Genomic DNA, 13,254 nt, shown 5'->3' with positions numbered 1-13,254 from the left:
GGGTGCAGTAGTGTCCGGAGCCGGGTCTCCCGGCAGATATTGAATCAACGTGGCCTTGGTCGCCATAGCGCTATCGTCCACATATTGGGACACTCCGCCCCTTCCCCGGAGATGGATGCTTACAAGATCATTGTTTCCATCGCTGTAAACCTGAACCCGGAGCGCATCGGCCTCGATAGGGTACTGGTCAGGTCCGCCCCATTCATAGATACCGGAGTCGATCCATCCGCCCTTGCCCTCTTCAAGTACGGCCCAACTTCCGTTGTGCAGATACGATATCCTCCACATCGAATTTGGCTGGGGCTGGTTAGGGTACGTTCCCCCGAAAGTAATATAGTTGATACGCTTGGGCGTAGGCCAATCAACCTGCCACCTGAAACCGTCATCCGCAACGGGACGACCTAGGTTTTCTTGATAAGCCACACCGTGCTCGTTGAACCGTGTTGGCGTATAGTAATTGTCCGCAATGGGATCGTACAATATCGCCTCCATCGTGCCCCTGCCATCACCGACAGTACCACTGAGAACCGCATCGTCCAAAAGACCTAGGTTGATATTCGCATCAGGATCATTGAATTTACCAGTATTTGGCTCGACATTTAGTTGATTAATCCATTCCTGTAAAAGTTCAACCCCTTTTTCATCTATCTTATTTTTAGCAATTGGAGGCATCATAATTCCTGAATCCGTACTGTTTACCCTGTAAAAAATATGTGACTTTGCAGCATTACCTGGGTATAAAATTTTTTGATTATTTCCAATACCTTCAACAACTTCACCTATACCAGCAGTTAAAAGACCAGTTTCTTCCAAAGAATTTATTAACCTTAAGTCAAACTCTGCTCGTAGTCCATTTGATGGCAAATGGCAATAAGCACAGTTCAAATCTAAATATGAACGAGCTTTATCTTCTAAGGTGGCATTGAGATCATCGATGGAGGTATGGGTCAAAAAATCTTGTGTATCAGAATCAATAATTTGTTCATCTAAAATTCCCAAGTGACTTAAAGTAACTAATTGATTGGCTACCATTCCTCCATTAATATGGGTGGAGTAATCATACTCAATATTTAAATACCTTGTTCTTGGACCTAAAGTACCTTGAGAAGATTCATTATGGCAATTTAAACATTCATTTGTCGAAGGATAGCGCCAAATTTCCGTACGTGTTCCCCCATCAGTTTTAACAACTCCAATTGATCGTTCTTCACCCGTAGTCATATTTACAAGGACTGCATCTGTCTGAGAAGAATTCCATTTATACGATAAAAATGTCCAATTATTATCACTATTTTTAATTGAAATCCGCGTCTCTATTTTTGCAGTTAACTCTGGATTACTATCACTTATAGGATAATCAAAATGTTTCACTAAAACAGAACCTACCGGAAAAATCCAATTATTATTTTCTGAATATTGAATTTGTTCCTCAACAGAATCGTGTGTTCCATCATTAGGAATTGCCATCCAACGTTTCTTAACAGATCCGTCAGACCAAAATGCATCAATCATATCATATGGTACAAAACCATTGGTCACAGTTAAATTGCCCAAATTTGTAAATACTCCAGTCTCTGAAAGTAATTGTGGAATACCAGATGATAATACCGGGGCTACGAAACGAAGTAATTGTACATTGTTTCCCTGTAACAAATAATATATACTACCGTCCTTTCCTTCCCCAAATGAAATTGGTCTCTTAGGAAGAGTTCCTAAAACAACATGACTTCCATCAGTGATATCGACAGAAAATATCTTTTGTGTAAGCCAATCAGCAGTAATATATTTTCCCTTATAGGATATAAATTCTGACCCACGATAAACTTGTCCCCCTATTATTGATTTAGCGTCATCTCTATTAAATGATGTTAATGGAACTTCATGCTCCATATTATTTAACATCTGAATATTACACTGGTTGAAGGGGCCAGGTATTTCACCTTCCCAAACTGGCCAGCCATAATTTTTACCTTTGGAGACAACATTTATTTCGTCATGTGTACTTTGACCAACTTCTCCAATATATAGTTTTCCTGTTTGAGAATCTTTACTCATTCTATGAGGACTTCGATTGCCAACAGTATAATATTCCTCAAAATTATTACCTGAAGCACTTAAGAAAGGATTGTCGTTCGGTATCCAATAAAACCTACCTGAAAATTCATCAGTTTCCCCAGCATTATCAGGCATAATCCTAATTGGCGGATGACTTTTATTTGAATTCATATCTACATCTATGCGCAATACTCCACCATCTAAATTATCACTCAAATTTTGCGCACTAACAGCTCTACCTTGTTCACCTGTAGCTATATAAAGAAAACCGTCATCTCCAAATTCCATTGCTCCACCTCTATGCGTAGTGTTCAACATACGCCTTCGCATCATACGCTTTCTGGAATTTGCAACAAATGACATATTTGAAGGGTTTATTTCAAAACGATCCAAATGGATATAGTTTCCATGAAAATTTGCTAAGTCACAGCCAAAAGTGCCATTACCACCACTATTTAAAGTATCATCTCCTGTCTCTGATTCAGTAGTATAATATATGAAAATGAAGTTTTTGCCAACTTCGCCAAATTCTGGATGAATCTCCAATCCTAGAAGTCCACCGTCCCAAACTTCAATATTTGGCAAAACAGCATCGCCTATCTCATTTGTAAAATCAACCAGTAAATTTTTATTCAAAGTTCCCTGGCTATCGTCCATCCAATAAATCTTTCCATCTAATTGCCCAATTAGAACTCGATTATGATTAGGTATTGCGGTATAGGTTATAGGCCAGTCAAATCGTATATTGGAATATGCAATTTCGTAAGGTTCATGATTAAGATTAACATCTGGAAAATTATAATTTACAAATGGTCCTATTGGTTGTACATCATTATAACCAGGTCCAAAAAACATTGAACCAAAACTCATTGAGATTGAAATTATCGTGAAACCAGCAACTATTTTTAACCATCCATTTAAGCCCCTTTTTATTTTCATATTGGTATATTTAAACATCTATCTATCAACAATAATCGATTGTTAATAAATAATATATGGGATATTAAAAATTAGGGGAAAAACAATAAATTAATTGACACTATTAAAACTACGACAGTATTATATTAACGGAAAATTAACATCTAATTACCAGATAAAACACTCAAAAAATCGACGATCGGCAGTATGGATCAGATTTATAAGGAAAATTAATTTTTCTAAAATAATAAATTTAATATCTATCTATGCTTCCCCTCCACCCCATCAAAAAAAGCATGATATTTTTTAAAATCAGCTTCCTGTTCATCCGTAGGGATTATTGGTTCTGAAATTTTAATTTCTTTCTTACCATAATCAAAAGCAACTAATACAATGGGGACATTAGCGGTTTTAGCAATAAAATAAAAACCTGTTTTCCATTTCTCTACCTTCTTTCTTGTTCCTTCTGGAGATAGTGCTAATCGGAACTTTTTTCTTTCACTAAAAATCTGAGCCGTAGCCTTAACCGTATCATTGTTTTTTGTTCGATCTATTGGTGCACCACCTGTCCACCTAAAAAACCATCCAAATGGAGGTTTAAACAAACTCTTTTTACCAACAAAATTTATTTCCTCTTGCCATACAGCACGTATTAATAGCCCTAAGAGAAAATCCCACCAACTGGTGTGCGGTACCACTATTGATACGAACTTATCTAAATACGAAGGAAATTCGCCATTAAGTTTCCACCCTAATAATCTGAAATAGATGAATTTTGCTATTTTTTGCATCATAAAATTGAAGTGATTACCAGCTAAGTATCTAGATGGATGGATACTGTATTAAATTTTTCTGTAAATAGCTTTTAGCTTTTCAGGTGAAATAATGGACTGCCAATTTTCTCCTAGTGCATTTTCCCATAATGGAGCCATACCTAATGCTACAGAAATCATTGTGTCCATTTCAGAAGATGACAAGTTAGAACACACTCCTTTCGGCAAAATAATTTTATGCTTTGCTAGCATTTTATTAAACACTGCTACTCCTTCCGGATAAAACTCTTCTAAATATTGAAAAACTAGACAATTTCCTATGCCGTGTTTAACCCCTAGAACATAACCGAGCCCATAACTCATTGCATGCGCTACACCTACTTGAGAATAGGCTATACTCATACCGCCATGCCATGATGCCATCATGAGTTTTTCTCTACTTTCAGATGCTTCTATATCTTCTAAAAACACTTCTTTACAAAGCTCCAATGATTTTTCACCATAGCTTTTACTGAAGGCATTTAAAAAGGTACCGTTAAGTGATTCAATGCAATGTATATAGCAATCCATACCTGTATAGAACCATTGTTCTTTTGGCACGCCTTTAGTTAATTCTGGATCAAGTAGTACTTGGTCAAAAGTGGTATAATCAGAATTAATACCTAATTTTTTTTCCGGTCCCAACAAAACTGTTGTTCTTGAGACCTCTGCACCCGTACCACTAATAGTAGGTATACCTACATGATAAATAGATTTTTTATTTACCAAATCCCACCCTTGATATTCTGATGCATCACCTTTATTGGTGAGCATTATCGCTACAGCTTTTGCTAAATCTAACAAAGTGCCACCACCAATACCAATAACACCTGAAGGTAATTCTGTATACTTACCCCTTAGCATCTTCACAAGAGCATCTACCTGTTCTGTTTTCGGCTCTTCATCTGCTGAAATCAATATTATTTGATCACAAAATATACTTGGTATTCTATCTAAAAGTTCCGTTCCTTCAAAAATATCATCCACTAGATAAATCATCGGTGCCTCTGAATGCTTCCTTTTTGGCATCAATATATCACCTAAGGTATCGAAACTTCCTTTACCATATACCACTCTGGGTACCATCGGAAAATTTCTAAACTCCTCTGAAGCTTTTGTTGGTATTTTCTTCAATGCCATTTTTTTATTCACCTCGATTTTCATTAAACATATTCCAAAATATCCGACAGGGTAGAAATTGTAATATACCCCTTATTCTCAATAGGTCCTTTTACTTCTTCATGTTCCCACGTGGTATGAAATGGTACGTGTATTGCCCTCGCTCCTATTTCAACTAGCGGTAAAACGTCTGATTTTAAAGAATTACCTATCATTAAAAACTCACTTGGCTCTATCTGTAAATGTTCTAATAAATCGCTATAATTCTTTTCTTTTTTATCACTCAATACTTCTACATGATGAAAATATTCTGATAGCCCAGAACGTTCTAACTTTCTTTCTTGATCCAATAAATCTCCTTTTGTCAAAACAATTAAACGATACTTATCATTTAAACTTTTTAAAACATTTTCAACTCCATCCAACAATTCTACAGGCTGAGTAATCATTTCTTTACCAAGATCTAATAATGCACCAATTGTTTTAGATGAAACTTGATTATTAGATAGTTCAAGTGCACATTCAATCATTGAAAGCATAAACCCTTTTATACCATAACCATATAAATCTAAATTCTTGATTTCGGTCCTAAACAGTTCTTGGTCTATTTTATTCTTGGTTTCGTACTTCTCCAATAAATTGGCGAACTTATCTTCTGTATCTCTAAAGTAAGTCTCGTTCACCCATAGGGTATCATCTGCATCGAAACCGATTACATTAATTCCGTCAAAATTTATTTCCATGCTTCTTGGGCTTTCCTTAAGTCTTCAGGTGTATCTATCTCTATTCCCTGAACATCAGTTTCTACCATTTTAATCTTCTTGCCATACTCCAAATAACGTATAGCTTCAATTTTTTCTGTTGCCTCTAATTGCAACATTGGTAACCGTTGAAAATCTACCAAAGCACTTTTTCTAAATGCATATATACCTTTATGTTTAAAATAAGTGGTATTTGAATCTTTAGCTCTTGGATAAGGTATTGGAGATCTTGAAAAATATAATGCAAAATTTCTATTATCCACAATTACCTTTACAGTATTAGGATTGTTGATTTCCTCTTCATCTGTAATTTTCACCATCAAGGAAGCTAAATCAATCTCCTTATGCACATCATCTTCAAAAACTTTTAAGACACCTTCTAAGCTTTCTCTATCTGTAAAAGGTTCGTCTCCTTGCACATTTACAATAATATCCACGTCCATATGCATAACCGCTTCAGCTATTCTATCGCTTCCACAATCATGTTCTTTTTTGCTCATGATAGCCAAACCACCCTCTTTTATGATGGTTTCGTAAATAATATCACTATCGGTGACTACAAACACTTCATCGAACAACTTTGTGTGCACTGCTGCTTGATAAGTTCTTAAAATGACCGGTTTACCAGCCAAATCTTGCATTAATTTTGCAGGAAATCTCGATGCCGCATAACGGGCAGGAATCATTGCTATTTTCTTCAACTAAATCTAATTTAAGTTTTTGCTTTTGGTCTTAAGCTTCTATAAATTCTAAAGATTATTACCAAAATAATAATAACCAAAACGGCAGCAAGTATCGGTGCAAATATAGAAGCAACGGATACTACTGCAGCTGCCCCTGTTTCAACAGTCGTTAATACAGGGTTTGCTAAACCACCGGTTGTTGCTGTAGAAGCCAATCTACCGGTTGCTCCTGCGCCCTTTATCGCCGTAGCAGTTCCTCCACCTGCAATTATTGCAAGAGACCAAGTTATTACGGGATCTAAATCTGCAACGGTTGACACCATAACTGCAGTACCGGCTATTGCAGCTAAAGGCACGGCAATACTGTCCAGTAAATTATCGAACCAAGGAATGAAATAAGCGAATATTTCTAAAAATGTAGCAACACCTAAGGTTAAAACAGCTACCAAACTTCCAATCCATTCCCAATTATCATTTAATTCCCAAACTCCAAAATAAGAGGCCAGACTTAATGCAAATAAGGGTAAAAACACCCTAAAACCCACAGAAGCCGCTAATCCTATTCCTAAAAATATACTTAAAACTGTATCGGTCGTCATATTAAATCTACTATTAAAAAGTATATTTTATTATATCAATAATCACTAAAATAATCTTTTCTTAATCAAGAAAAAAATCATCCTTAAACCCAATAAGGTACAATTTATTTTTTGCTCTTGTAACTGCGGTATATAGCCATCTTAAATATTCTTTATCTATACCGTTAGGTAAGTAAGGTTGCTCTATAAAAACGGTATCCCATTGTCCACCCTGAGACTTATGACATGTTATGGCGTAAGAAAATTTAACTTGTAACCCGTTAAAATATTTATTGTTCTTTACACCTAGAAACTTCTTGTACTTAGAGCTCTCATGGGCAAAATCTTTCATTACTTCTTGGTAAAGTCTATTACCATCTTCATATGATAAAGAGGGAGATTCCGCTGCTATGGTGTCTAATAACAAAACTGTTTCAAACGGAGGCATATTTGGATAATCAACCATTTTTACCTTAACCTCAGCAAATTTGAAGGTGTAAATTTCCTTAATATCATATATTTCTAAAACCTCTATAATATCACCGTTTGCAATAAAACCGGCTTCCGTGCTTGGTTTTAACCAATAGTAGTTATTCTTAACCACCATCATAAAATCGCCTACAGCAATATCATTCTCTAAAAATAAAATTCGCTCTCTTATATTCTGATTGTAAAGATTTGCACGTTTATTAGATCGGACTATAAATGCAGTTTCTTCTTTACCATTTTCTGAATAAGAACTATCTATTGCCTCTTGAATTTCATTGCCATCTATTAAACGTACAATATCCGTAAAAGGGTTTACATCAAATTTAAAATCTTCAAAGAAATTACTTTGTAATTGTTCTCTTAACAAAGTTGCATTAGCCAATATCCCCGAATCGCCCGCTTGCCGAACAACTTCATTCAACTCTAAACGAACAACTTCCTTATTGTAGTTTAATGACAGCTTATCCCCATCCAACGCCGGACTCAACACTAAATGTACTGGTGGTAATTGAGCAGTATCCCCAATTAAAAGTAATTTACATTTATGACCTGAATACACAAACATCATTAAATCATCTAATAAAGAACCGTTTTCAAATAATTTTGAATCTGCAGCAGTATCTGGTATCATTGAGGCCTCATCAACAATAAATAATGTGTCTCTGTGCTTATTTGGCGCTAAAACAAATTGCACTCCACCACCACTTTGTTTTTTAGGAAAATAAATTTTTCTATGAATTGTAAAAGCCTGCGTTTTTGAATAATTAGACATCACTTTTGCCGCCCTACCAGTAGGTGCCATAAGTACTGCTTTCTTCTGAACCTTCCATAAACTGTTAACTAAAGTCCCTATTAAGGTCGTTTTACCAGTACCGGCATAACCTTTTAATAAAAAAACTTCATCTTTAACTGTTGACAATGTAAATTCCGCTAACTTTTGCAAAGCCACTGATTGTGTGGCAGTTGGTGTATGTGGAAATTTACTTTCTAGTATACTATAGAATGATGCGGGAGTTGTTGGTTTCATGAGCCCTCAAAGATAAAGATGATTTTTAGGCTAAAAACTTTTACCATTAAAAAAAAATTGTAGATTTGTGAAGACCACTAAATAAAAATAACACATACGAAATGAAGACCATTATACAAATTGTACTTTGGATTGGATGTATCGCTTTAGGATACTTTATTTACAACTCCATAACTGGACCAATCAAATTTAAAGAGGTAAAAGAGGAACGTTTTTCTCAAGTTATTGCCAAATTAAAAGATATTAAGAATTCTCAAGAAGCTTACAAAACAGTAAACGGTAAATATGCAAATGACTTTAACAGTCTTATTCGTTTTATTGATACTGGTAAATATGTAATTACACAACAGAGAGATTCGTCTTTCATGGAATTCGATAAAGCATATGGAATTGATATGTTGAAAGAAATGAAAATTATCGACACGTTAGGTTTTGTTTCAGTAAAAGATTCACTTTTTAAAAGTGATGGTAGATATAAAAGCTTAATGGAAGTACCTACAGCTGCAAATGGCGAAAAATTTGAGATGAAAGCTGGATTTGTTGAGAAGAGTGGATATAAAGCTCCTGTTTTTGAAGTAAAAGTTGATAAAGAGGTAGTTCTTTACGATCAACCCAAAGATCTTTTATCTCGTGAAAAAGCTGCATTAAGTGTAGAAGAAGTTAATGGACCATCTATTAAAGTAGGTTCTTTAGACGATGTTAGCACAACTGGTAACTGGCCTGCTATTTATGACAAAAAAGAAAAAAAATAGTAGCTTAAATATAGCGGATAAAAATTTTAAGAAATTGTCCATTCAGGTTAGCTTGAATGGACTTTCTTTTTGTGTGGCAGATACTGTCTCACAAAAAATCTTGATTTCTGATAGGGTTGATTTTTCAGATGAGAAAAATCCTATGGAGATTAAGAATGAATTGGAAAATCTATTTCAACAACATGATATTGAAGAAATGCAATTTGATGAAGTTGTAGTTGTTCACAGAAATACCCTTTTTGGACTTGTACCTAAATCCTTATTCCAATCAGACAATTTAAACGAATACCTTAAATTTAATACGAAAGTTTTAGCCACCGATGTTTTAGCTTTTGACGAGGTAGAAAATCATGATTTAGTAAATGTCTATGTACCTTATGTAAATATCAATAATTACATATACGATTTATTTGGCGAGTTTAATTTCATGCATAATGGCACCGTTTTATTACAGTCATTAATGAATAATCAATCGCAAAGCTTAGAAACCACATGTTTTGCCCATGTAAATAAAAACCAACTAGATATTACCGTTTTAAACCAGCGCAAGCTGCTACTCTACAATAGTTTTAAATACCATACTAAAGAAGACTTTGCATATTATCTTTTATTTGTAATAGAACAATTAGAATTAGACCCTAAAACAGTTACAGTTAAGTTATTTGGTGCTATAGAAGAGGATGATGACATTTATCAATTATGTTATAATTACATTCAAAATATCAGCATCTTTGCTCCATCAACACCACAGTTGATAAAGCTTGGAGAACCAACAGCATCCTCTTTAGATTTCACACTTATTAATACGATATAATGCGCATCATTTCAGGAAAACATAAAGGACGTAATTTAACCGCACCAAAAAATTTACCTGTAAGGCCTACTAAAGATATGGCCAAAGAAAGTTTGTTCAATATTTTGAGCAATAACTATTATTTTCCTGATTTAAAAATACTTGACTTATTTGCAGGTACAGGAAACATAAGCTATGAATTCTCATCTAGAGGAGTTGACGATGTTCTTGCAATAGATGCACACTCAGGATGCGTAGATTTTATTGATAAGACTGTAACGCTTTTAGACATGAATATTCGTACTCTAAAAAGTGACGTTTTTTCATTTTTAAAGCGAAATAACGAAAAATTCGACATTATTTTTGCTGATCCATTTTATGATATGGATTTGACCGATTTTGAGAAACTACCTCAATTAGTTTTTGAGAATGATTTATTATTAGAAGACGGGGTTTTAATCATTGAACACTCTAACCGTACCAGCTTAGCCGAATTTCCACACTACAAAAACTCTAGGAAATATGGTGGTAGTGTTTTTAGTTTTTTTGAAAAATAAAACTTTCCATTACACTTCTGCTCACAAAACAAGCAACTAAATTTCAAAGCTTCAGTAAAGTTTCAAACTCAATACTTAAGTTTTTTAAAAAAGCAGGCCATAAGCCGGATTCTGTAGACTAAAAAATTAGAATTCCTTATCATTTATCTAGGCAATGGGTTACCCCAATGCTCTAACCGCCTACCCTTCGGCTTGAGCGTGCAGCCCTTAAACACCGATTTACATGACGTTTCACCGTATAGAGTTTACCTGGTTTCACTACAGCCGAACTGTACTTGCTTTCTGTTGCACTTGTCCTCACTTTTCAGTGGACGGGCGTTACCCGCTATACTGCACTATGGTGTCCGGACTTTCCTCTCCCAATTACTTGGCAGCGATAAGGCGGCCTGCTTTGCGCAAATGTACTGCAATTGTTGATAACTATGGATGATCTCTATTCTTAATTCTCGTTAGTATTCACTGCTATATTTATATTTGTATAAGTTTAATCAGAGATAGAATTTTGGAACCATTTATCGTATCGGCCAGAAAGTATAGACCTCAAACATTTAAAGATGTTGTAGGTCAACAATCTATTACCAATACGTTACAAAATGCAATAGACCAAAATCACCTAGCCCAAGCACTATTATTTTGTGGACCTAGAGGTGTTGGTAAAACTACTTGTGCACGTATTTTGGCCAAACAGATAAATTCTGATGGCACGGAGCAAGAAAATGAAGATTTTGCTTTCAACATTTTTGAATTAGATGCCGCATCTAACAACTCTGTAGACGACATTCGAAATCTTATAGATCAAGTACGTATACCACCACAAGTTGGTAAATACAAGGTTTATATTATCGATGAGGTACATATGCTATCTCAATCTGCTTTTAATGCTTTTCTAAAAACCTTAGAAGAACCGCCAAAGCATGCTATTTTCATTTTAGCAACTACAGAGAAACATAAGATTATACCTACCATTCTTTCTAGATGTCAAATATTTGATTTTAAAAGAATTACGGTTAAAGATGCTGCTGAGTATTTAAAATATATTGCTGAAAACCAAGGTATAAATGCCGAGGACGATGCTCTTCATATCATTGCCCAAAAGGCTGATGGTGCTATGCGTGATGCCTTATCTATATTTGATAGGGTCGTTAGTTTTTCAGGCGCTGAACTTACACGTAAAGCAGTAACAGAAAACTTAAATGTATTAGACTACGACACTTATTTTGAAGCAACAGATTTAATTTTGGAACATAACATTCCAAATCTTCTATTACTTTTCAATAAGACATTATCACTTGGTTTTGATGGTCACCACTTTATATCTGGCCTAGCTTCGCATTTTAGAGATTTGATGGTATGCCAACATCCAGACACTATTACATTACTTGAAGTTGGTGAAGCAGCACAGCAATTATATAGAGACCAAAGTAAAAGAACATCTCCTTCATTTTTATTGCAAGGTTTAGATATCGCAAATGACTGTGATCTAAAATATAAAACAAGTAAGAACCAACGCTTACTAGTTGAACTAACTCTTATGAAGCTTGCCTCTATCAATTTTGATGGAGAAAAAAAAAATCCTGAATCTGTAGCATTACATAATAAGACTATTGATTTTATTGCTCCTTCTGCTTTTTTCAAGCAACTACCTAAAGCACCTGCAAAAGTTTCTGAAAATAATACTATTGTTTCTAAAGAAGTAAGTAATCAAAAAATTCAAGCTAAAGCTACACAAGAAAATGGTAGTCCTAAACAACCAGAAGCGCCAACCGATGTGAAAATAGCTGCAAAAACTGAGCAAGAGCAAGTTTCTTTAAAGACTAAAGAACCAGAGCAAGTAGCCAATCAAAATACTTCTAGCCCAGAAGTAAAGGAAATTGCAAAAAAGCTGACTATTAATCGCCCTACAAAAAGGGTTTCTGGTTTGTCCATATCTAGTCTTAATGCAAAAAAACAACATGAGCTCAATAAAATTGAAGTTGTAATAGATGAGAACAACTTACCTAAAGACCCATTTACAGAAGAAGAATTGCGTAAGCACTGGGCAGATTTTATAGAAATCATAGATAAGAAAGGGCAAAAAATTCTAGCTTCTAACCTACATTCAGATATTCCTAAATTAAAAGAGAATTTCGCTATTCACTTAGAGCTTCCTAACGGAACTATGAAGAAAGAAATTGAGCGTGAGCAGTTTGAATTGATGGAGTATCTACGAACTAAGTTGAATAATCACTTTGTTCATTTAGAAATTACGGTAAATGAAACTACAGTAACAAAATTTGCATTTACTCCCGAAGAAAAGTATGAAAAATTAAGGAAGAAGAATCCAGTTATTGATTTATTAAGAACAGAATTCGACTTATACCTTTAGTTTTCTTTTTATTCTAAAGGCAAACACTAAAAGTGTTATGGAAATTATTAAGGATCCAAATGCCTCTCTACCTAACTCTACAGTTTCTATATCTCCATCGTTTAAATCAAAACCTTGAAAATCTGACGGATATAAATACACAAAATTTATAAAAGCTAACACTCCTAAAACTAACGGTACTAAAAATCCTATTTTATTCAAAGCGAATAAAAGAGATACTAATGCAGCAATTCCGTATATAATTATCCAATGTAGAGAATCGGGATCATTGTATTGTAATACAGCACTAATTGTAAATAAAACCGCAAAAAGATAACCTAAAACCTTAAATAATTTATTCATTTG

Annotated in this window: 12 protein-coding genes and 1 other RNA gene; 4 read left to right on the top strand and 9 right to left on the bottom strand. The window is 34.7% G+C overall.

Annotated features, from left to right (window positions below):
- The 7 genes from BM296_RS18650 to BM296_RS18620 form a co-directional block, all read right to left on the bottom strand.
- Positions 1–2,994 (bottom strand): PQQ-dependent sugar dehydrogenase (locus BM296_RS18650; protein WP_177214979.1); only part of this gene is annotated, 2,994 nt, incomplete at its 3' end.
- Between the two features lie 239 nt (positions 2,995–3,233).
- Positions 3,234–3,764 carry a 1-acyl-sn-glycerol-3-phosphate acyltransferase gene (locus tag BM296_RS18645; RefSeq protein WP_091905577.1) on the bottom strand — a complete coding sequence of 177 codons (531 nt, stop codon included), beginning with the start codon at positions 3,762–3,764 and terminating at the stop codon, positions 3,234–3,236.
- A gap of 51 nt (positions 3,765–3,815) precedes the next feature.
- The gene (locus BM296_RS18640; RefSeq protein ID WP_245787053.1) at positions 3,816–4,925 is read right to left on the bottom strand and encodes an iron-containing alcohol dehydrogenase family protein; all 1,110 of its coding nucleotides are present in this window, start codon (positions 4,923–4,925) and stop codon (positions 3,816–3,818) included.
- 23 nt (positions 4,926–4,948) lie between these two features.
- Positions 4,949–5,647, bottom strand: coding sequence for an HAD family hydrolase (locus tag BM296_RS18635; protein ID WP_091905574.1), 699 nt, complete (start codon positions 5,645–5,647; stop codon positions 4,949–4,951).
- Positions 5,638–6,351 carry a 3-deoxy-manno-octulosonate cytidylyltransferase gene (gene kdsB / locus BM296_RS18630; protein ID WP_177214981.1) on the bottom strand — a complete coding sequence of 238 codons (714 nt, stop codon included), beginning with the start codon at positions 6,349–6,351 and terminating at the stop codon, positions 5,638–5,640. Before kdsB ends, BM296_RS18635 begins: the two co-directional genes overlap by 10 nt.
- A gap of 26 nt (positions 6,352–6,377) precedes the next feature.
- Entirely contained in the window at positions 6,378–6,947 is a 570-nt protein-coding gene (locus tag BM296_RS18625) for a DUF4126 domain-containing protein (RefSeq protein WP_091905570.1), read from the bottom strand.
- Positions 6,948–7,008: 61 nt separating this feature from the next.
- On the bottom strand, positions 7,009–8,442 hold the full coding sequence (locus BM296_RS18620) for an ATP-dependent DNA helicase (RefSeq protein ID WP_091905567.1): 1,434 nt from the start codon (positions 8,440–8,442) through the stop codon (positions 7,009–7,011).
- Between the two features lie 101 nt (positions 8,443–8,543).
- On the opposite strand from BM296_RS18620, the gene BM296_RS18615 reads away from it, so the two are divergent.
- From BM296_RS18615 to BM296_RS18605, 3 genes are read left to right on the top strand one after another with little or no spacing between them, the layout of a single operon-like run.
- Positions 8,544–9,194, top strand: coding sequence for a hypothetical protein (locus tag BM296_RS18615; protein WP_027067715.1), 651 nt, complete (start codon positions 8,544–8,546; stop codon positions 9,192–9,194).
- The gene (locus tag BM296_RS18610) at positions 9,172–10,008 is read left to right on the top strand and encodes a DUF3822 family protein (RefSeq protein WP_036147178.1); all 837 of its coding nucleotides are present in this window, start codon (positions 9,172–9,174) and stop codon (positions 10,006–10,008) included. The genes BM296_RS18615 and BM296_RS18610 overlap by 23 nt, the downstream gene beginning before the upstream one ends.
- Positions 10,008–10,544, top strand: coding sequence for an RsmD family RNA methyltransferase (locus BM296_RS18605; RefSeq protein WP_091905564.1), 537 nt, complete (start codon positions 10,008–10,010; stop codon positions 10,542–10,544). Before BM296_RS18610 ends, BM296_RS18605 begins: the two co-directional genes overlap by 1 nt.
- 85 nt (positions 10,545–10,629) lie before the next feature.
- Here BM296_RS18605 and rnpB read toward each other — a convergent pair.
- Positions 10,630–10,937: RNase P RNA component class A (gene rnpB, locus BM296_RS18600), an RNA gene on the bottom strand.
- A gap of 109 nt (positions 10,938–11,046) precedes the next feature.
- On the opposite strand from rnpB, the gene BM296_RS18595 reads away from it, so the two are divergent.
- A complete protein-coding gene (locus tag BM296_RS18595) occupies positions 11,047–12,909 on the top strand; it encodes a DNA polymerase III subunit gamma/tau (RefSeq protein WP_091905561.1) in 1,863 nt (620 codons plus the stop codon).
- Here the strand turns inward: BM296_RS18595 and BM296_RS18590 are convergent.
- Positions 12,898–13,251 carry a transmembrane 220 family protein gene (locus BM296_RS18590; protein ID WP_027067719.1) on the bottom strand — a complete coding sequence of 118 codons (354 nt, stop codon included), beginning with the start codon at positions 13,249–13,251 and terminating at the stop codon, positions 12,898–12,900. The two genes, BM296_RS18595 and BM296_RS18590, sit on opposite strands and share 12 nt — an antisense overlap.
- Between the last annotated feature and the right edge of the window lie 3 nt (positions 13,252–13,254).

The sequence above is a fragment of the Maribacter stanieri genome, from assembly GCF_900112245.1.
Lineage (GTDB): Bacteria > Bacteroidota > Bacteroidia > Flavobacteriales > Flavobacteriaceae > Maribacter > Maribacter stanieri.
The sequence above is the reverse complement of the archived record's forward strand: the minus strand, read 5'-3'. Positions and strand labels throughout refer to the sequence as shown.

What these genes read in the sequence shown, in the direction of transcription:
- BM296_RS18635 (WP_091905574.1), bottom strand. Translation starts at nt 5,647, where the DNA reads ATGGAAATAAATTTTGACGGAATTAATGTAATCGGTTTCGATGCAGAT.
- BM296_RS18590 (WP_027067719.1), bottom strand. Translation starts at nt 13,251, where the DNA reads ATGAATAAATTATTTAAGGTTTTAGGTTATCTTTTTGCGGTTTTATTT.
- BM296_RS18610 (WP_036147178.1), top strand. Translation starts at nt 9,172, where the DNA reads ATGACAAAAAAGAAAAAAAATAGTAGCTTAAATATAGCGGATAAAAAT.
- BM296_RS18615 (WP_027067715.1), top strand. Translation starts at nt 8,544, where the DNA reads ATGAAGACCATTATACAAATTGTACTTTGGATTGGATGTATCGCTTTA.
- BM296_RS18640 (WP_245787053.1), bottom strand. Translation starts at nt 4,925, where the DNA reads ATGGCATTGAAGAAAATACCAACAAAAGCTTCAGAGGAGTTTAGAAAT.
- BM296_RS18620 (WP_091905567.1), bottom strand. Translation starts at nt 8,442, where the DNA reads ATGAAACCAACAACTCCCGCATCATTCTATAGTATACTAGAAAGTAAA.
- BM296_RS18605 (WP_091905564.1), top strand. Translation starts at nt 10,008, where the DNA reads ATGCGCATCATTTCAGGAAAACATAAAGGACGTAATTTAACCGCACCA.
- kdsB (WP_177214981.1), bottom strand. Translation starts at nt 6,351, where the DNA reads ATGATTCCTGCCCGTTATGCGGCATCGAGATTTCCTGCAAAATTAATG.
- BM296_RS18645 (WP_091905577.1), bottom strand. Translation starts at nt 3,764, where the DNA reads ATGCAAAAAATAGCAAAATTCATCTATTTCAGATTATTAGGGTGGAAA.
- BM296_RS18625 (WP_091905570.1), bottom strand. Translation starts at nt 6,947, where the DNA reads ATGACGACCGATACAGTTTTAAGTATATTTTTAGGAATAGGATTAGCG.